Source organism: Streptomyces sp. NPDC051976, assembly GCF_040680795.1.
Taxonomy (GTDB): domain Bacteria; phylum Actinomycetota; class Actinomycetes; order Streptomycetales; family Streptomycetaceae; genus Actinacidiphila.
Genome location: NZ_JBFAXL010000001.1, coordinates 163,885 through 182,364, shown reverse-complemented (window position 1 = coordinate 182,364; position 18,480 = coordinate 163,885). Strand labels below are relative to the sequence as shown.

Below are 18,480 nucleotides of genomic sequence, written 5' to 3'. Positions count from 1 at the left end.
GACTATTCTTCGGGCATGCAGAACCCGAAACCGAGCATCCCGACCCCGGAACAGATCCGCCGCGCGCCCAAGGCCCTGCTCCACGACCACCTCGACGGCGGGCTGCGCCCCGGCACGATCGTGGAACTGGCCCGCGCGATCGGCTACGACGCGCTGCCCGAAACCGATCCGGACAAGCTCGGCGTCTGGTTCCGCGAAGCGGCCGACTCCGGTTCCCTGGAGCGGTACCTGGAGACCTTCGCGCACACCTGCGCGGTGATGCAGACCCGCGACGCCCTGGTGCGGGTCGCCGCGGAGTGCGCCGAGGACCTGGCCGCGGACGGCGTCGTCTACGCCGAGATCCGCTACGCGCCCGAACAGCACCTGGAGTCCGGCCTCACCCTGGAGCAGGTCGTCGAGGCGGTCAACGACGGCTTCAGGGAAGGCGAGCGGCGCGCCCGCGAGGACGGCAACCGGATCAGGGTCGGCGCGCTGCTGACCGCGATGCGGCACGCCGCCCGCTCGCAGGAGATCGCCGAACTCGCCAACCGCTACCGCGACCTGGGCGTCGTCGGCTTCGACATCGCGGGCGCCGAGGCCGGTTACCCTCCCACCCGCCACCTCGACGCGTTCGAGTACCTCAAGCGGGAGAACAACCACTTCACCATCCACGCCGGTGAGGCGTTCGGCCTGCCGTCGATCTGGCAGGCGCTGCAGTGGTGCGGTGCCGACCGGCTCGGCCACGGCGTGCGGATCATCGACGACGTGCACCCCGGCAAGGAGGGCGGCCCCGTCAAGCTCGGCCGCCTGGCCTCGTACGTCCGCGACAAGCGGGTGCCGCTGGAGATGTGCCCGACGTCGAACCTGCAGACGGGCGCGGCCGAGTCGTACGCCACGCATCCGATCGGCCTGCTGCGGCGACTGCACTTCCGGGTCACCGTGAACACCGACAACCGCCTGATGTCCGGCACCAGCATGAGCCGGGAGTTCGAGCACCTGGTCGAGGCGTTCGACTACACGCTCGACGACATGCAGTGGTTTACCGTCAATGCGATGAAATCAGCGTTCATCCCTTTCGACGAACGTCTCGCCATGATCAACGAGGTGATCAAGCCGGGATACGCCGAGCTGAAGGCCGAGTGGCTCTTCCAGCAGTCGGCGTCCGCACCGACGCTGGCCAGCGATTCCGCGGCCGACGAGGGCTGAGAAACGGCCTGCGGGGCGCGGCGGTGACCCGGTGTCAGCCAGGTTACGGCCGCGCCACGCCGTTTGCACGGCCGGTCGGCGAATGACTACGTTCCGGAGTCATGACCCGAACCAAGAAGACCCTCGCGACCACCGCGCTCGGCCTCGTCTTTGCCGCGGCCGCGGCAGGCACCGCCTCCGCCACCACGCTCCCGGCCCTGCCGGGGACCGGCCAGGCCGGGTCCCCCAACGTCCTCGACGGTCTGCCCGTCGGCTCGGCCACCAAGCTGGTGCCCGGGGCCGCTGACAGCACGTCCAGCACTCAGCAGGCGCTCGGCGACAGCACCTCCGCGATCCCCGGCAACCCCGCCAAGCTGCTGCCCACCGGCAACCAGATCGGCCCCGGCGGCCTGCTCGGCGGCCTGCCGATCGGCGGCTGAACCGGACACCGCACCGCACACGACGGGCCGCGCCCCCTCCGAGTTGCTCTCGGCCGGGGGCGCGGCCCGTTTCCCGTCGGTCACCAGGCCGCCGCGCCCCGCTTCTCACCGGGGAATATCGCCCACAGCGCCAGATAGACCAGGAACTGCGGGCCGGGCAGCAGGCAGGAGACGACGAAGATGATCCGCATCGTGGTGGCGGAGGTGCCGAACCGCTGGGCGAGCGCGGCGCACACACCGCCGATCATGCGGCCTTCGCGGGGGCGTACCAGGGCGCTCATCTCGGAACTCCTTCGTGAGGTCGGTCATCTCGACACCACTCACGCTAGGGGGACGAACCCCCTCGGATCATCGCTCTACGGGGCGATCCCGACCCTGGTCGCTCTCGGGGTCGGACCCTGAGACCCCCGCTCGGCCCCCTCGGGGACCGGCCCGGCGGCCTCGCGGCGGCGCAGCGCCCCGCGGACCGAGGGCACCACCAGCAGATGCAGCAGCGCCACACCCGTGGTGTTGAGCAGCAGCGCGTCCACGTCGAAGAGCTGGCCCGGTACCAGGGTCTGGGTGAACTCCACCGACAGGGAGACCATCAGCCCCGCGAAGACCGTCCTCGCGAAGGAGGTCAACCCCGAGGTGTGGATCCGGCCCCCCGTCATGGGCAGCAGCACCCCGAGCGGTGCCAGCAGCGCCAGACCGGCGAGGATCCGGCGGGCCGCCTCCAGGCCGCCCATCGCCAGGTCCTCCCGGATCGTGCCGAACGGCCGCAGGTTCGGTGACGGTACCCACGCCACGTAGTGCGGCCGCAGCAGCATCCACCCGATGAACGCGAGGTACGCCGCGGTGAGCAGCAGCCCCGCCGCGCGCACCCTCAAGACGAAGCCTTCGTGCCGCACGACGTCGAAGACGCCGCTCAGCCGACGACGGTTCCGGCGCCGTCCGCCGCATCCGGGCGGGTGCGCAGGTCGGAGGTACAGGTGTAGCTCCTGATCTTGCCGTTGGAGCCGATGCCGCCGAGCAGCACGGTGTGCGTGGGGGAGACCACCGGATCGGCCGCGAGGGTGCAGACGATCTGGGCCAGCGCGAAGGACGGCAGTTCGTCCACCGGCTGGCTCAGTCGCAGCGCCGGCGCGGGATCGCCCTTGAACGGCCCGAAGACCACCAGGCTGCCCGGCACCGCCGTGGAGAAGCCCGCCTTCGCCTCGGCCGTCAGCGGACTGCGCTGCACCTGGGCGAGCAACTCCCTGACCTGGTCGATCCGGTCGATCTTGCCCTGTCGTACGGGCACCGCACGGGACAGCGGCGCGGTCTGCATGCCGCACACCAGATACACCTGGCGCACCACCGTGTCCGTGGCCGGTGAGGCCGTCGCGCCCGGCACCGCGCAGGACACCCGCGACGGCGCGGGCCCGGCGTCCACCGGCACCGTCGTCGTACGGATTCCGCAGCCGCCCAGCAGCGGCAGCGCGCCCAGCAGGACGACGGCCGCCGTGGCCGTACCGCTCCGCCCGCGTCTCATCGCACCTCACCCGAACCGGGGAAGGCGCCGCCGTCGGTGCCGTTGCCGCTGTCGTCCGCGTCCTCGGAGCGCGGCCTGACCGGCAGCCGCAGGGTGAAGACGGCGCCGCCGCCGGGGGCGTTGGCCGCGGTGATGTCGCCGCCGTGGATGTGCGCGTTCTCCATCGCGATGGACAGGCCGAGACCGCTGCCCTCGGAGCGGGCCCGGGAGGCGTCCGCCTTGTAGAACCGGTCGAAGACGTGCGGGAGCACGTCCTCGGGGATGCCGGGGCCGTGGTCGGAGACCTCGATGACGATCTCGCCGTCCGCGCCGCCCTCGGCGCGCAGCGCGACCTTGACCGGCGAGCCGCCGTGCTTGAGCGCGTTCCCGATCAGATTCGCCATGATCACATCCAGCCGTCGCGGGTCGAGAGTGGCCAGGATGCCGCGGGGCGCGTCGAGTTCCACCGAGTCCAGCCAGGCCCGCGCGTCCATGCAGGCCATCACCATGTCCGCGACATCCACCTCGTCGACCCGCAGTTTCGCGGTTCCCGCGTCGAACCGGGTGACCTCCATCAGCGTCTCCACCAGTTCGTTCAGCCGCCGTGTCTCGCTGACCACCAGCCGTACCGCCGGGGCGATCATCGGGTCCAACGCCTCGGCCTCGTCCTCGAGTACGTCCGTGACCGCGGTGATCGCGGTCAGCGGGGTGCGCAGTTCGTGCGACATGTCGGCGACGAACCGCCGGCTGGCCGCCTCCCGCGCGCTCAGCTCCTCGACGCGGGTCTCCAGCGCCTCCGCCGCGTTGTTGAACGTCCGCGACATCTCGGCGAGTTCGTCCGTCCCCGACACCTTCAGCCGGGTGTCCAGATGCCCCTCGCCGAGCCGCTGCGCAGCCTCGCCGAGCCGCCGTACCGGACGCAGCACCGTCGATCCCGCCGCCTGCGCCAGCAGCGCGGAGCCGACCAGCGCGAGCAGCGTCGCGATCCCCAGCGACCAGGCAAGGGAGTTGAGGTCCTTGCGCTCGGCGTCCAGCGACTTGAGCATGTAGCCGGTCGGGCCGTCGCCGTTGATCCGCGCGCCCGCCACCAGATACGGGTGCCCCTGCAGCGAGATCCGCTCCCAGTGCAGGTGGTACTTGTTGTCGTCCTTCGCGTGCCGGGTGTTGACCGCGCGCTGCAGCGACTGCGGCACGTCGTCCAGGGTGAACGCGTCACGGTTCGACGGCGCCGCGCACGGCGCGTTGTCGGGCGTGGTGTCGATCAGCACCACCTGGTACGTGTCGGGCCCGCCGATCCGCGTCGCCGCGTTGTTCAGCGACTCGCAGGTGGGTATCAGCGGCAGTGACGCCGCGTCACGCTGCAGTGCGTCACGGAAGTCGTTGAGCGCGCTGTTCTGCGCCCGGGTCAGCACCGCGTCGCGGTTGAGCCAGTACGCGATCCCCGACACCGAGACGGCGGCGGTGAGCGCGACGGCGGCGAAGACCGCGACCAGGCGCAACCGCAGGCTGGTCCAGCGCAGCAGCCCCGATCCCAGGCCGCCGAAAGCACGTGTCACTGCGGCGTGTCCAGGCGGTATCCGACGCCCCTGACCGTACGGATCAAGGTCGGCGACGACGGCACTTCCTCGATCTTGGCGCGCAGCCGCTGCACGCACGCGTCGACGAGCCGCGAGTCACCGAGGTAGTCGTGCTCCCACACCAGCCGCAGCAGCTGCTGCCGGGACAGCGCCTGCCCCGGCCTGCGGCTCAGCTCCAGCAGCAGCCGCAGCTCGGTCGGGGTGAGCTGCAGGTCCTCGCCGTCCTTGGTCACCGTCATCGCACTGCGGTCGATGACGATCGGGCCGAACGCGGCGGAGTCCGTGCTGTCCCGCTCGCCGCGCCGCAGCACCGCGCGGATCCTGGCGTCGAGCACCCGCGGCTGCACCGGCTTGATCACATAGTCGTCGGCCCCCGACTCCAGGCCCACCACGACGTCGATGTCGTCACTGCGCGCGGTCAGCAGGATGATCGGGAGCTGGTCGGTGCGCCGGATCCTGCGGCACACCTCGAAGCCGTCGATCCCCGGCAGCATCACGTCCAGCACGATCAGGTCAGGGCGCTGCTCCTTGAGCAGCCTGAGGCCGTCCTCGCCCGTCGCCGCGGCCACCACACGGTGGCCCTGGCGGGACAGGCCGAGTTCGAGACCCGTACGGATGGCGTCGTCATCCTCGATTAGCAACAGGAAAGGCACGCCGGACATTGTTGCGTACCGCAAGCTCCGGAATGAAGCGCGGGGAGGTCACGGGAAGTCACCACGCCTTCGTGACCTTGGTTTCCGACCGGCCCGGCGAGCTCTGTTGCGCGGCTGTGACACTCGGCGGACAGCGCCATGAAACTGGCCCGGCAGTCTGATGGACATCGGAAGAGCGCACTCCTCACCGGATGCGACGCCGAAGACCACGCTGAAGGTTCCATCGACGGGGGCGGACATGAACACACTGCACATGACCACCAGCACCGCAGTTCATGCACCGCATGCACACGCTGTCACTCGCACCACCGAGAAGGCGGGTGCCGCGGGTGCACGGGGGTACGCACGCGGCGCGGCGCGCACCACTCACCCGGTGGCCGCGCACCCGACGGTGGTACGCCAGCGCTCGCCGTTCATCGCGGCGGTCGACGGCGCCGAGCCGGCCGGCCGGGACGAGCAGTCGCTCGACGAGCGGGCGGCGGCCCGGGCGAAGGCGGCGGAGGCCGAGGCGGCCTTCACCGCGTACGTCCAGGAGCGCCGCGCCTCGCTCTACGCGACGGCCTACCACCTGACCGGCGACCGGTTCGCGGCCGAGGACCTGCTGCAGAGCGCGCTGTTCTCCACCTACCGGGCCTGGGACCGGATCAGCGACAAGGCGGCCGTCGGCGGCTACCTGCGGCGCACCATGACCAACCTGCACATCAGCGCCTGGCGGCGGCGCAAGCTCAACGAGTACCCGACCGAGGAGCTGCCCGAGACGGTCGGCGACACGGACGAGATGGGCGGCACCGAGCTGCGCGCGGTGCTGTGGCAGGCGCTGGCCCGGCTGCCCGAACAGCAGCGGACCATGCTGGTGCTGCGCTACTACGAGGGCCGCACCGACCCGGAGATCGCCGACATCCTCGGCATCAGCGTCGGCACCGTCAAGAGCAGCATCTGGCGCTCGCTGCGCCGTATGCGCGACGACCAGGCGCTGAACTTCGGCAAGGACGAAGAGGACGCCTTCGGCGAGCTGGTCGCCTGACCGCACGCCGCACGGACACCGGCGGGGGAGCCGGTCGGGGGGACGCACGGGGGAGTGGGGGAAACGGGGGGACGGGGGAGCGGGACCGGACGGCCAGGGGAATGCCGTCCGGTCCCGTCGTCTTTTCCGTCGTTCTGTGACAGACGCGGTCAGGCGTCGGCGGTCACCGGGGCCGGGTGGGTCACCGTGTCGATCCGGGCCATCGCCTCGGTGTGGCCGCAGGGGTGGCAGCCGAGGGTCGTCTGGCGGGCCACGATGCCGCGTTCTGCACGCATCAGGTGCCAGCCGCGCCTGACCAGGAAGCGCACCGATTTCCGGCCCTCGCGCAGGTCCCGTACGAAACGGCGGCGCGCGGTCGTCGACGGGCGGCCGCGCAGGCAGAGGGCGTCCGCGAGCAGCCCGAGGTCTCGGCAGCGTCCGGCGATCTCGGCGGCGAAGATGCCCTCGGCGAGGAAGACCGGGGCGCCGCCCAGGTCGAGCCGGGTGTGGCCGGTCACCGCGCTGGCGGCGAGCGAGTACACCGGCGTGTCGACGGCGCCCTCCGCACACAGCCGCGCGATGGCCGCGACCGCGGCGTCCGCGTTCCAGGAGTCCGGCGCGTCCCAGTCGGTGGCGGTGGTGCCGGGCAGCAGGGGCAGCGACGGGTCGTCGCCCTCCTTGTAGAAGTCGTCGAGCGGCAGCACCGGCAGTCCGGTGCGCGCGGCGAGCGAGGACTTCCCCGACCCCGAGGGGCCGGTCAGCAGAATCACGCGGGCGGTCTGAGAACTCACGGGACACCATTGTCCCGGATCCCCGGGCCGGGGACGACCCGCTGTACGGTAACTACCGTGTGCGCCCGCACCATTACACTCCGAGAGCGGGCTTCGGTAACGGATCCGGAGCCGCACTCGCCCCCGACCCGCTCCGAGAGGGACCAGGTGTCCATGCCCTCGCTCCGTACCGCGCTCGTCCTCACCCTCACCGCGGCCGCCGCCGCGCTCGCCCCGGCGGGTGTCGCCGCCGCGGACGGCCTTTCCGGCACGACCGGCGCCCTGCCCGCGCAGGGCGTCGCCGACGCGCTGCCCACGCAGGCCGTCACCGACGCCACGGGCGCCGGTCTCGGCCCGGTGAAGAACCTCACCCTGGACCCGCTGTCCAACACCGGCGTCGACCCGCTGGACAACGCGGTGGCGCCGCAGGTCGCCGACTTCAAGCCGGTGTCGACCGCGGCCGCCACGGGTCCGCTGACCCGTGGCGGCTCGCTGTCGGAACTGCCGGTGGTGGGCCCGGCAGCCGGCCTGCTGCCGGGCTGAGACGCCGGGGTGTCAGACCCCGATCGGGTGCCACACCGTCTTGGTCTCCAGCCAGTGGGTGAGGCGCCCGGTGCCGGGGTCGGCGGTCCAGTCCTCGGCCGCCGGCCGGCGTACCCGCTTGAGGTTGTCGGCCGCGGCCGTCTCCAGCTCGCGGGCGAGCTCCGCCGACGCGCCGGTCAGGTCGATGCCGTTGACGTCCTGGTGCGCGGCGAGCGGCGCGGCGATCTCCGCGGTGCGGCCGGACAGGATGTTGACGACGCCACCGGGCACGTCCGAGGTGGCGAGCACCTCACCCAGCGACAGCGCGGGCAGCGGCGCCCGCTCCGAGGCGACCACCACTGCCGCGTTGCCGGTGGCGATCACCGGGGCGACCACCGAGACCAGGCCGAGGAACGACGACTCCTGCGGCGCCAGTACGGCCACCACGCCCGTCTGCTCCGGCGTCGACAGGTTGAAGTAAGGACCCGCCACCTGGTTGGCGCCCCCTACCAACTGCGCGATCTTGTCGGTCCAGCCCGCGTACCAGACCCAGCGGTCCACCGCCGCGTCCACCACGGCCGCGGACTTGGACTTCGACAGCCCCTCCGCCTCGGCCACCACGCGGACGAACTGCTCGCGGCGGCCCTCCAGCATCTCGGCCACCCGGTAGAGCACCTGCCCGCGGTTGTACGCGGTCGCGCCCGACCAGCCCGCGACCGCCTTGCGGGCCGCGACCACCGCGTCCCGCGCGTCCTTGCGGGACGCCAGCGGCGCGTTCGCCAGCCAGGCGGCACCCTTGGAGTCCGTCACCTCGTACACCCGGCCGCTCTCACTGCGGGGGAACTTCCCGCCGACGTACAGCTTGTAGGTCTTGAACACGCTCAGCCGCGTGTCACGCGCCTCAGACATCGAGATACCCCTCCAGGCCGTGACGCCCGCCTTCCCGGCCGTAGCCGGACTCCTTGTAACCGCCGAACGGCGAGGTCGGGTCGAACTTGTTGAACGTGTTGGCCCACACCACACCGGCCCGGAGCTTGCTCGCGATCGACAGGATGCGCGAGCCCTTCTCCGTCCACACGCCCGCGGACAGCCCGTACGGCGTGTTGTTGGCCTTCTCGACCGCCTCGGCCGGGGTACGGAAGGTGAGCACCGACAGCACCGGGCCGAAGATCTCCTCGCGGGCGATCCGGTGCGCCTGGGTGACGCCGGTGAACAGCGTCGGCGCGAACCAGTAACCCGACTCCGGCAGCTCGCAGGCCGGGGCCCAGCGCTCCGCGCCCTCGTCCTCGCCCGCCGTGGCCAGCGCGGTGATCCGGGCCAGCTGCTCGGCGGAGTTGATCGCGCCGATGTCGGTGTTCTTGTCCAGCGGGTCGCCGACCCGCAGGGTGCTCATCCGGCGCTTGAGCGCGTCCAGCACCTCGTCCTGCACCGACTCCTGCACCAGCAGCCGGGAGCCCGCGCAGCAGACATGGCCCTGGTTGAAGAAGATGCCGTTGACGATGCCCTCGACGGCCTGGTCGATCGGCGCGTCGTCGAAGACGATGTTCGCCGCCTTGCCGCCCAGCTCCAGCGTCACCTTCTTGTGCGTGCCGGCCACCGTACGGGCGATGGCCTTCCCGACCTCGGTCGAGCCGGTGAAGGCGACCTTGTCCACACCCTCGTGCGCCACCAGGGCCGCGCCCGCGTCCCCGTAGCCGGTCAGGATGTTGACCACGCCGCGCGGCAGCCCGGCCTGGCGGCAGACGTCGGCGAAGAACAGCGCCGACAGCGGGGTGGTCTCGGCGGGCTTGAGCACCACGGTGTTGCCCGCGGCCAGCGCCGGGGCGATCTTCCAGGCCAGCATCAGCAGCGGGAAGTTCCACGGGATGACCTGGCCGGCCACGCCCAGCGGGCGCGGGTCCGGCCCGTAACCGGCGTAGGCGAGCTTGTCGGCCCAGCCGGCGTAGTAGAAGAAGTGCGCGGCGACCAGCGGCAGGTCGACGTCGCGGGTCTCGCGGATCGGCTTGCCGTTGTCCAGCGACTCCAGCACGGCCAGCTCGCGCGAGCGCTCCTGGAGGATGCGGGCGATCCGGAAGAGGTACTTGCCGCGCTCGGCGCCCGGCAGCGCGGACCACTTCTCGAACGCCTTGCGAGCGGCCTTCACCGCGCGGTCCACGTCCTGCTCACCGGCGCGCGCCACCTCGGCGAGCACCTCCTCGCTGGACGGCGAGACGGTCTTGAAGACGGTGCCGTCCGCTGCCTCGGTGAACTCGCCGTCGATGAACAGGCCGTACGAGGGGGCCAGGTCGACGATCGCGCGGGACTCGGGCGCGGGGGCGTATGCGAATTTCTGGTCAGCCATGACTATCAGTCCACCGTGACGTAATCGGGACCGGAGTACCGGCCGGTGCTGAGCTTCTGACGTTGCATCAGCAGATCGTTGAGCAGGCTGGAGGCGCCGAAGCGGAACCAGTCGGGGGTCAGCCAGTCGTCGCCGACCGTCTCGTTGACCATCACCAGGTACTTGATGGCGTCCTTCGACGTACGGATGCCGCCGGCCGGCTTGACGCCGACCTGCACACCGACGGTCTCGCGGAAGTCGCGCACCGCCTCCAGCATCAGCAGCGTGTTCGGCGGGGTGGCGTTGACCGCGACCTTGCCGGTCGAGGTCTTGATGAAGTCCGCTCCCGCGAGCATCGCCAGCCAGGAGCAGCGGCGGATGTTGTCGTACGTCGACAGCTCGCCGTTCTCGAAGATCACCTTGAGGTGGGCGGCCGTCCCTCCCCCAGAGCCTTCGGCCTGGGAGGTACCCCCAGTCCTGACGCAGGCCTCCTTGACGGCCTTGATCTCCTCGAAGACCTCCAGATACCGGCCGGACAGGAACGCGCCGCGGTCGATCACCATGTCGATCTCGTCGGCGCCCGCGGCCACCGCGTCCCTGGTGTCCGCCAGCTTCACCGGCAGCGCCACCCGGCCCGCCGGGAAGGCGGTGGCCACGGAGGCGACATGGATCCCGGAGGCGCCCAGCGCCTCCTTGGCCACGGCCACCATGTCCGGATACACGCAGATCGCCGCGACCTGCGGCGTCGTACGGTCCGTCGGGTCCGGGCGTACGCCCTTGGCACACAGCGCCCGGACCTTGCCTGGCGTGTCGGAGCCTTCGAGCGTGGTCAGGTCGATCATGGATATGGCGAGGTCGATGGCGTACGCCTTCGCCGTCGTCTTGATCGAACGGGTGCCGAGGGTCGCGGCGCGGGCTTCTAGCCCGACCGCGTCGACACCCGGCAGTCCGTGCAGGAAGCGGCGGAGGGCGGCGTCGGACGCCGTCACATCCGCCAGGGCCGCCAGGCGGCCCACGGCGTCGGGGGCGAAAGCGGGTACAGAGGGCATGGTCACCACATCAGCATATCTACGCGCGTAGCAGCATGTCACTACCACCCCCCTATGATCCCCCCTCGCCGGGGAGGCGATACCCGACAACGGTGCTCGCCCCATCCGGACCGGTCCCCGGGCGCCGGGGGCGAAGCCGTCCCGCCGCCGCGGTGGCGTGCCCGATCTCACGTGCGGCGGCGACGCCTGTGCGGGGGCGCCCTGTGCGGCCCGCAGGATTTTCCGCCGCCGCGGCGGCGGGCAACCGCGACGGACGGGTACGGCGGTGGCGGCCGGGCCGCGGGCCGGCGGCTGGGCGCGGAGGTCCCTGGGCTGGCTGGGCTGTCCGCCGCGGCGGCGGAATGAGTCGCCGTGTGGCGGCGCCTCGGGCTGGCGGCCCGGGTGCCTCCGGTGTGGCCCGAAGCATTTTCCGCCGCTGCGGCGGGCAACCGCGACGGGCTGGTTCGGCGGTGGCGGCCGGGCCGCAGGGTTTGCGGTCCGGCGGGCACCGCCGGGTAGGCGCGATGGGGTTCGCCGCCGCTGCGGCGGATTGAGTTGTCGTGTGCCGCGCGGCGCTTGGGGCGGCGGGCCCGGGTGCCTCCGGGGTGTGGCCCGAAACGGCTTGCCCGCCGCGGCGGCGGGGAGCCGCATCGCACCTTTCGGCGGTGCCGGCCGGGGCGCGGGGTCGGGGGACTGATGCGGGAACGCAATCTCGTGGGGGCGGGGTGCGCTGCGGGCGTCAGGCAGAATCGGGGGTTATGACGAGCTCCAAGGATCGCCCGACGTCTTCGGCCACCGCCGGGGACGAGGGGCCGAAGTACGCCGACCGCGTCTACCGGTCGATGGCCGGCGTGATCAGCGGTATCGCGCTGATCGTGCTGGTGGCGTGGCTGGGCGGGGACGCGGTGGTGCGGGGCAGCGGCCACGCGCCGTGGCTGGCGCTGGCCGGGCTGCTGTTCGCGCTGCCGCTGGTGGCGGCCTTCACCGTGCGCCCGGCGATCTTCGCGAGCGACACGCGGATTCGGGTGCGGAACCCGTTCCGTACGATCACCGTGCCGTGGGCCGGGGTCGACGCGATCCGCGCCTCGTACTCCATGGAGATGCTGGCGGGCGGCAAGAAGTACCAGCTCTGGGCCATCCCGGTGTCGTTGCGCGCCCGCAAGCGCGCGTCCCGGCAGACGTCCCGCGCCCAGGCCGCGGGCGACGACCCGTTCGCCATCCCCGGCGGCCGTCCGGGCAGCCGCCCCGGCATGCGGCCCGGCGCCCGCCGCGGTGTCCCCGGCGACGACGGCACCATCCGCGCCCCCTCCGACCAGGCCCTCCTGGAGCTGCGCGAATTCGTCGAGCTGCACGCCGCGCCGGACGACGCCGCTTCCCGTCCTCAGCCGGAGATTCGCTGGGCCTACGAAGTGATCGCTCCCGCGCTGGCCGGTGCGATCGTGCTCGCCGTCCTCCTGGGCATCGGCGGCTGAACCGGGAGCGGCGGGGGTCGGGGGGCGGGGGCTCCGGGGCAGGGGTGGGGAATCGGATATTTACGGCGCTTCTGGCGGCTCGTTTGCGGTGCCGTCTTCCCCGCCACAAATATCCGGCAGCATTCCCCACCCCTCCCCCTGCGCCCCCGCCCCCCTCCGGTCGGTGAGGGGGGCTCACGTTTGCCACGGGCGGCAACGGGGTGGTGAGGTCTTCCCCCGCTGCGGTGTGAAGGGCGTGCCTATTGCGTTCGCCGGTCGGCGATGGTGCCTTACTGCCCGCGGCAGGCGGTCGAGCTGCCTGTTCGGCTATGGAGCTGAGGGGAGCGGGGTCGTAGGCGGAGGGGTGGGGAATGCTGCCGGATATTTGTGGCTGGGGAGAGGGTGCCGAGTAGGGGGTGGCAGAAGCGCCGTAAATATCCGATTCCCCACCCCTCCGCCGGAGGGCCCGCGTACCGGCCCGCTGCGGACTACGGGACTTGGGTGCCGGTGACTTCGGTGGTGCCGTCGGGCCCGAGGTGGCGGAGGGCGAGGAGGCCGCCGATGCCGGGGAGGAAGGCGAGGGCCTTGGCGGTGGGGGTGGCCTCCGGGAGGCGCCAGGTGGCGATGACGGTGAAGAGGTAGGCGCAGCCGTGGGTGGGGCCCATCAGGGCGGAGATGGGCTTGAGGTGGGCGGTGAAGAGGTTGCCCAGCAGGATGATCAGGGAGATGAGTTCGGCGCGGGCCGCGATGCGCAGCGGGCGAAGGTGCACGGTCAGGCTCCTGTGGTCGAGCCGGGGCGGATGATCATGAGTACGGTGACGGTCGCCCACAGCAGGTTGAAGACGCCGGTGAGCATGGCCAGTTGGGCGGCCGCTTGGGGGCCGGGTACGGGGAGGGGTACGGCGACGGGTGCGGCCTCGGGCCGCGCGTCGGGGTTCGCCTCGGCTGCCGCCGCAGGCTCGAGCGCCCGCGTCACGGCGGTGAGTACCGCGTCCTGGGCCGGGAGGATGAGCAGGGCCAGGTTGGCGGCCGCGATGCCGGTCAGGACGATGGCGGTGATCAGCCAGGGGCTGCGGAGGACGCCGAGGCTGCTGGCCGTGGCGAAGCCGAAGACGGGGACCGCGAGGCCGATGGTGGCGTAGACGCGGCAGATGCGGTGCAGCGTGCGCAAGGTCGACAGCGCGTCGGGGTCGCCGGGCTCGGCGTGGACGCGGCGCAGGGTTCTGGGGAACATGCTCGCGGCGACGGTGACCGGTCCGACGGTCAGTACGGCTGCCAGGACGTGCAGGGAGAGCAGGAACTTCGTCATCGTCAGTGCTGTGCTTCCTCACGATGTGCGGGGTACGGGGTGCGGGGTTCTCACGGAGGGGCCGCCGCACGGTGGCCGGCGGTGCGCCGGACGTCCTCGACGCTAGGTGGGTTCCGGGGTGCCTCCCAGTGGCGTGAGTGCCACCTTTCAACGGAAAAGTGCCAACGGGCCTGGGAGGGCTCTGACCTGGGAGAATATGGCGGTGGCCAGATGGCGCGGTGCCGGTGGGGCGTTACGCTTTGGCCATGCACACCATTGCCGTGCTCGCGCTGGACCAGGTGATCCCGTTCGATCTGACGACCCCGATCGAGGTCTTCAGCCGCACCCGGCTGCCGGACGGGCGGGCCGGGTACCAGATCCGGGTGTGCGCCGAGCGCGAGGAGATCGACGCGGGCGCGTTCACCCTGAAGGCTCCGTGGGGGCTGGAGGGGCTGAAGGGCGCGGACACGATCATCGTGCCGGGGACGAACACGCCCGCGGCCCCGCTGCCGCCCGCCGTGGGGGACGCGCTGCGGGCGGCCGCGGGGGACGGTACGCGGATCGCGTCCATCTGTGTGGGGACGTTCCTGCTGGCGGCGGCCGGGCTGCTCGACGGGCTGCGGGCGACGACCCACTGGGTCGCGGCCGACACCCTGGCCGCGGCGTATCCGGAGATCGAGGTCGACGCGGATGTGCTCTATGTCGACAACGGCCAGATCCTGACGTCGGCGGGGGCCGCCGCGGGACTGGACCTGTGCCTGCACATGATCCGGCGTGACTACGGCTCCGCGGTGGCCGCCGACGCCGCCCGGTTGTCGGTGATGCCGCTGGAACGCGAGGGCGGGCAGGCGCAGTTCATCGTCCACCCGCACCCGCCCACCCCGCAGGGGTCGACGCTGGAGCCGCTGCTGCTCTGGCTGCAGGGCAATCTGGGCAGGGAGTTGACCCTTGCCGACATCGCGGACCGGGCGGGCACCAGCACCCGGACCCTGATACGCCACTTCAGGGAGCAGACCGGCACCACTCCGCTGCAGTGGCTGCACCGGGCCCGTATCCGCCAGGCCCAGCACCTGCTGGAGACCACCCACCACTCCGTCGAACGCATCGGCGCCCAGGTCGGGTTCGGCTCACCCACCGCGTTCCGCGACCGGTTCAAGCGGACCACCGGGGTGAGCCCGTACTCGTACCGGCGCAGCTTCAGCTGAGGTTCAGATCCCGGCGGCCGCCGCGAGGTCCGTCTTGAGGGCGGACAGGACGCGGGAGGCGGTGGTGCGGGCCGGGGGGAGGTCGGCGGGGGCCGGGGCCGGGACGACGACCTCCAGGTAGCACTTGAGCTTGGGCTCGGTGCCGCTGGGGCGGGCGATGACGCGGGCCGAGGTCACGCCCGAGGTCGCGGTGCCGGTGAGGTGGTAGCGCAGGCCGTCGGTGGGCGGGAGGTCGCCGGAACCCTCGGCGAGGTCCTCCGCGGAGGTGACGGGGAGACCGGCGAGGACCGTCGGGGGGTGGGCGCGCAGCCGGGCCATCGCGTCGGCGATCAGCGAGAGGTCGGCGACCCGGGCCGAGAGCTGGTCGGTGGCGTGCAGACCGTGGTCCAGGGCGAGGTCGTCGAGCAGGTCGGTGAGGGTGCGCGACTCCCGCTTGAGGGACGCGGCGAGCTCCGCGACCAGCAGCGCCGCGGTGATGCCGTCCTTGTCGCGTACGCCGCCGGGGTCTACGCAGTAGCCGAGCGCCTCCTCGTAGCCGTAGCGCAGGCCCTCGACACGGGCGATCCACTTGAAGCCGGTCAGCGTGTCCTCATAGCCCAGCCCGGCGCGGGCGGCGATCTTCGACAGCAGCGAGGACGACACGATGCTGGCCGCGAAGACGTCCTGGCCGCGCTTGGCGGAGCCGCCGCGCACCAGGTGGACGGCGAGCAGCGCGCCCAGTTCGTCGCCGCGCAGCATCCGCCAGCCGGTGGGGGCGGTGCGGTCCGGTACGGCGACGGCGCAGCGGTCGGCGTCGGGGTCGTTGGCGATGACGATGTCGGGGTTGGCCGACTGGGCCCACTTGAAGGCCAGGTCCATCGCCCCGGGCTCCTCCGGGTTGGGGAAGGCCACGGTCGGGAACTCCGGGTCCGGCTCGGCCTGTTCGGCCACCGCGGTCGGGGCGGGGAAACCGGCCCGCGCGAAGGCGGCCATCGCCGTACCGAGGCCGACGCCGTGCATCGGCGTGTAGACGATCGAGATGTCACGGGGACCGCCGGGCGTCACCACCGAGGCCGCGCGGGCCAGATACGCCTCCAGCACCTCGTCACCGAGCACCTGCCAGCCGCTGTCGGGCCGGGGCACGTCGGCGAGGGAGCCGACGGCGGCGATCTCGGCGGCGATCTCCGCGTCGGCGGGCGGCACGATCTGCGAGCCGTCGCCGAGGTAGACCTTGTAGCCGTTGTCCTGCGGCGGGTTGTGGCTGGCGGTGACCATCACACCGGCCGCGGCGCCCAGATGCCGTATGGCGTAGGCGAGCACGGGCGTGGGCAGCGGGCTCGGCAGCAGGGCGGCGCGCAGGCCCGCGCCGGTCATCACCGCGGCGGTGTCGCGGGCGAAGTCGTACGACTTGTGTCGGGCGTCGTAGCCGATGACCACCAGGCCGTCCCGGGCGCCCTGCGCCTTCAGATACGCGGCCAGGCCCGCGGCGGCCCGGATCACCACGACCCGGTTCATCCGCATCGACCCGGCGCCCAGCTCGCCGCGCAGTCCGGCGGTACCGAACTGCAGCGTGCCGTCGAAGCGGTCGCCCAGCTCGGCCAGCGCGTCGGCGCCGCCGCCGTCCGCGGCGTCCAGCAGCGCGGCCAGCTCGTCACGCGTCCCGGGATCCGGGTCCTCCGCCAGCCACCCGCGCGCGTGCGCCAGCAGTTCCGCGGCCGTCATCTTCGCCATCCCCGTACCCTCCACCTTCGAGCCACGTACCGTCACGTCGTCACGCCGAGCATGGGCAGCCCTGTACGGCGGCGGGGCGGCACGAACGCCTGCCCGCCGACTGAGGGCCTCTACCCGTTACAGCCGCCCGAGCACCCGGCCCAGCAGCGAGCCCATCCGGGTGGCGGACTCGCGGCCCGCCTCCAGGACCTCCTCGTGGTTGAGCGGCTCGCCCGTCATGCCCGCGGCCAGGTTGGTGACCAGCGAGATGCCGAGCACCTCGGCGCCCGCCTCGCGGGCGGCGATCGCCTCCAGCGTGGTGGACATGCCGACCAGGTCGCCGCCGATCGCCCGGACCATGCCGATCTCGGCGGGCGTCTCGTAGTGCGGGCCGGGGAGCTGCACGTAGACGCCCTCCTCCAGGGAGGGGTCGACCTCCTTGCATAGGCTGCGCAGCCGCGGCGAGTAGAGGTCGGTGAGGTCGACGAAGTTGGCGCCGACGATCGGCGAGGTCGCCGTCATGTTGATGTGGTCGCTGATCAGCACGGGCTGGCCGGGACGGTAACCCGGGCGCAGGCCGCCGCAGCCGTTGGTCAGCACGACCGTCTTGCAGCCCGCCGCGACCGCGGTACGCACTCCGTGCACGACGCTCGCGACGCCCCGGCCCTCGTAGAGGTGGGTACGGCCGAGGAAGATCAGGGCGCGCACGCCGCCGATTCGCACCGAGCGGACCTTGCCGGAGTGGCCGGCCACGGCGGGGGCCGGGAAACCGGGCAGATCGGTGATCGGGATCTCGATGTCGGCGGTGCCGAGCTCGTCGGCGGCGGGTACCCAGCCCGAGCCCATCACAAGGGCCACGTCGTGGGTCTCGGCGCCGGTCAGCTCGCGCAGGCGGGCGGCGGCGGCGTCGGCCGCGGCATAGGGATCGGGGTTCACGGAAGCGTTCACGCGCACGAGGGTAACCCCTCTCGGCCTACGCGCGTAGACGTCCCATCCGCAACACCCCGAGAAATCGGACGATCCAACAATTGACGCCCTCCGGGCAGGACCTCCACCAAACCTCCCCGGGCGGGAGGACGACCGCCCCGCAGGGGCGCGGGGAAGCGCGCTGCGGTTGCGGTGGACCAGGCACCGGTAGTGCCCCGTAGGGGCGCGGGGAAGGTGCGTTCGCGCTGCGTCGCCGGTCACACCGGAGTGCCCCGTACGGGCGCGGGGAAGCGCGCTGCGCTTGCGGTGGACCAGGCACCGGAGGTGCCCCGAAGGGGCGCGGGGAACTGCGCGACCAGCCACCGCGGTGGCGCGCGTCACCACCGGCCCCAATGGGGCAGACGCGTTGTTTCCCGACCACCGGCCCGGTGGGGGCGGGCCGCGCAGTTCCCCGCGCCCCTGACGGGGCACGTCCTTCGTCCGGGGAAGGCGTCAGCAGGGACGTTTGCGCAGGCCCATGACGTAATCGTGAGGCGCCCCCGCCGACTCCGCGGCGTCGGCGAGCTCGCCGAGGTAGCGGGCGGAGGGGAGGCCGCCCTCGTAGTCGTTGAGGACGTAGAGCCAGGCGGCGGCGTCGCCGTCGAGGGTGTGGACGCGGACGGTGACGCGGCGGTAGATGCCGAGGGGCACACCCTCCCAGCGGTCCATCGACTCCTCGTCGACCGGCGCGATGTCGTAGAGCCCGACGAAGACCTGGCTGAGCGGGTCCTCGACGAGGGTCGCCAGCGCGCCCTCCCACCCCATCTGCTCGCCGCCGAACGTCAGCCGCCAGCCGTCCAGCCAGCCCGTGCCGCGCAGCGGCGAGTGCGGGGCGCGGCGCGTCATGAGCCGCGCGTCGAGGTTGCCGGCGTAGGCGGCGTAGAGCGACATGACCACGAGGGTACGGGAGCG

20 protein-coding genes are annotated in these 18,480 nt (G+C 72.3%); 6 read left to right on the top strand and 14 right to left on the bottom strand.

Annotated elements, in window-relative coordinates; translation table 11 throughout:
- Positions 1–15 precede the first annotated feature (15 nt).
- Positions 16–1,185 (top strand): adenosine deaminase, encoded by a 1,170-nt coding sequence (locus AB0M29_RS00875; RefSeq protein ID WP_365376974.1) that lies wholly within the window; start codon positions 16–18, stop codon positions 1,183–1,185.
- 101 nt (positions 1,186–1,286) lie between these two features.
- A complete protein-coding gene (locus tag AB0M29_RS00870; RefSeq protein WP_365376971.1) occupies positions 1,287–1,604 on the top strand; it encodes a hypothetical protein in 318 nt (105 codons plus the stop codon).
- A gap of 80 nt (positions 1,605–1,684) precedes the next feature.
- On the opposite strand, the gene AB0M29_RS00865 is transcribed toward AB0M29_RS00870, so the two are convergent.
- From AB0M29_RS00865 to AB0M29_RS00845, 5 genes are all read right to left on the bottom strand, one after another.
- On the bottom strand, positions 1,685–1,885 hold the full coding sequence (locus AB0M29_RS00865) for a PspC domain-containing protein (protein WP_365376969.1): 201 nt from the start codon (positions 1,883–1,885) through the stop codon (positions 1,685–1,687).
- 75 nt (positions 1,886–1,960) lie between these two features.
- On the bottom strand, positions 1,961–2,473 hold the full coding sequence (locus AB0M29_RS00860) for a VanZ family protein (RefSeq protein ID WP_365376966.1): 513 nt from the start codon (positions 2,471–2,473) through the stop codon (positions 1,961–1,963).
- Positions 2,474–2,511: 38 nt separating this feature from the next.
- Entirely contained in the window at positions 2,512–3,117 is a 606-nt protein-coding gene (locus tag AB0M29_RS00855; RefSeq protein WP_365376964.1) for a hypothetical protein, read from the bottom strand.
- Positions 3,114–4,652 (bottom strand): HAMP domain-containing sensor histidine kinase, encoded by a 1,539-nt coding sequence (locus tag AB0M29_RS00850; protein ID WP_365376962.1) that lies wholly within the window; start codon positions 4,650–4,652, stop codon positions 3,114–3,116. Before AB0M29_RS00850 ends, AB0M29_RS00855 begins: the two co-directional genes overlap by 4 nt.
- A complete protein-coding gene (locus tag AB0M29_RS00845; protein WP_365376959.1) occupies positions 4,649–5,326 on the bottom strand; it encodes a response regulator transcription factor in 678 nt (225 codons plus the stop codon). Before AB0M29_RS00845 ends, AB0M29_RS00850 begins: the two co-directional genes overlap by 4 nt.
- Positions 5,327–5,564: 238 nt before the next feature.
- Here AB0M29_RS00845 and AB0M29_RS00840 point away from each other — a divergent pair, with 238 nt between their 5' ends.
- Entirely contained in the window at positions 5,565–6,350 is a 786-nt protein-coding gene (locus AB0M29_RS00840; protein WP_365376956.1) for a SigE family RNA polymerase sigma factor, read from the top strand.
- A 149-nt stretch (positions 6,351–6,499) separates the two neighbouring features.
- Here AB0M29_RS00840 and AB0M29_RS00835 read toward each other — a convergent pair whose 3' ends face one another.
- Positions 6,500–7,120 carry an ATP-binding protein gene (locus AB0M29_RS00835; RefSeq protein ID WP_365376953.1) on the bottom strand — a complete coding sequence of 207 codons (621 nt, stop codon included), beginning with the start codon at positions 7,118–7,120 and terminating at the stop codon, positions 6,500–6,502.
- 153 nt (positions 7,121–7,273) lie between these two features.
- Here AB0M29_RS00835 and AB0M29_RS00830 point away from each other — a divergent pair, with 153 nt between their 5' ends.
- Positions 7,274–7,642 carry a hypothetical protein gene (locus AB0M29_RS00830; protein WP_365376951.1) on the top strand — a complete coding sequence of 123 codons (369 nt, stop codon included), beginning with the start codon at positions 7,274–7,276 and terminating at the stop codon, positions 7,640–7,642.
- A gap of 12 nt (positions 7,643–7,654) precedes the next feature.
- On the opposite strand, the gene AB0M29_RS00825 is transcribed toward AB0M29_RS00830, so the two are convergent.
- Genes AB0M29_RS00825 through deoC form a run of 3 tightly spaced genes read right to left on the bottom strand, consistent with a single transcriptional unit; the run spans position 7,655 to position 10,990 of the window.
- Positions 7,655–8,530, bottom strand: coding sequence for an aldehyde dehydrogenase family protein (locus tag AB0M29_RS00825; protein WP_365376948.1), 876 nt, complete (start codon positions 8,528–8,530; stop codon positions 7,655–7,657).
- Positions 8,523–9,962: an aldehyde dehydrogenase family protein gene (locus AB0M29_RS00820; RefSeq protein ID WP_365376945.1), complete on the bottom strand. Its 1,440-nt coding sequence runs from the start codon at positions 9,960–9,962 to the stop codon at positions 8,523–8,525. The genes AB0M29_RS00825 and AB0M29_RS00820 overlap by 8 nt, the downstream gene beginning before the upstream one ends.
- Before the next feature lie 5 nt (positions 9,963–9,967).
- The gene (gene deoC / locus AB0M29_RS00815) at positions 9,968–10,990 is read right to left on the bottom strand and encodes a deoxyribose-phosphate aldolase (protein ID WP_365377642.1); all 1,023 of its coding nucleotides are present in this window, start codon (positions 10,988–10,990) and stop codon (positions 9,968–9,970) included.
- A 737-nt stretch (positions 10,991–11,727) separates the two neighbouring features.
- Between deoC and AB0M29_RS00810 the strand changes: the two genes are divergently transcribed.
- Positions 11,728–12,441, top strand: a complete 714-nt coding sequence (locus AB0M29_RS00810; protein WP_365376943.1) for a PH domain-containing protein — start codon at positions 11,728–11,730, stop codon at positions 12,439–12,441.
- A gap of 467 nt (positions 12,442–12,908) precedes the next feature.
- Here the strand turns inward: AB0M29_RS00810 and AB0M29_RS00805 are convergent, their stop codons facing one another.
- Both AB0M29_RS00805 and AB0M29_RS00800 read right to left on the bottom strand, forming a co-directional pair.
- Entirely contained in the window at positions 12,909–13,196 is a 288-nt protein-coding gene (locus tag AB0M29_RS00805; protein WP_365377639.1) for a DUF3817 domain-containing protein, read from the bottom strand.
- On the bottom strand, positions 13,193–13,729 hold the full coding sequence (locus tag AB0M29_RS00800; protein ID WP_365376941.1) for a hypothetical protein: 537 nt from the start codon (positions 13,727–13,729) through the stop codon (positions 13,193–13,195). Before AB0M29_RS00800 ends, AB0M29_RS00805 begins: the two co-directional genes overlap by 4 nt.
- A gap of 245 nt (positions 13,730–13,974) precedes the next feature.
- Between AB0M29_RS00800 and AB0M29_RS00795 the strand changes: the two genes are divergently transcribed.
- Entirely contained in the window at positions 13,975–14,913 is a 939-nt protein-coding gene (locus AB0M29_RS00795) for a helix-turn-helix domain-containing protein (RefSeq protein ID WP_365376937.1), read from the top strand.
- Positions 14,914–14,916: 3 nt separating this feature from the next.
- Here the strand turns inward: AB0M29_RS00795 and AB0M29_RS00790 are convergent, their stop codons facing one another.
- The 3 genes from AB0M29_RS00790 to AB0M29_RS00780 all read right to left on the bottom strand — a co-directional run bounded on the left by AB0M29_RS00790 (position 14,917) and on the right by AB0M29_RS00780 (position 18,459).
- On the bottom strand, positions 14,917–16,623 hold the full coding sequence (locus AB0M29_RS00790; protein WP_365376934.1) for a phospho-sugar mutase: 1,707 nt from the start codon (positions 16,621–16,623) through the stop codon (positions 14,917–14,919).
- A 117-nt stretch (positions 16,624–16,740) separates the two neighbouring features.
- Complete coding sequence (locus AB0M29_RS00785) at positions 16,741–17,550, bottom strand: purine-nucleoside phosphorylase (protein WP_365376932.1); 810 nt, start codon at positions 17,548–17,550, stop codon at positions 16,741–16,743.
- Between the two features lie 471 nt (positions 17,551–18,021).
- Positions 18,022–18,459: a gamma-glutamylcyclotransferase gene (locus AB0M29_RS00780; protein ID WP_365376930.1), complete on the bottom strand. Its 438-nt coding sequence runs from the start codon at positions 18,457–18,459 to the stop codon at positions 18,022–18,024.
- Positions 18,460–18,480 lie beyond the last annotated feature (21 nt).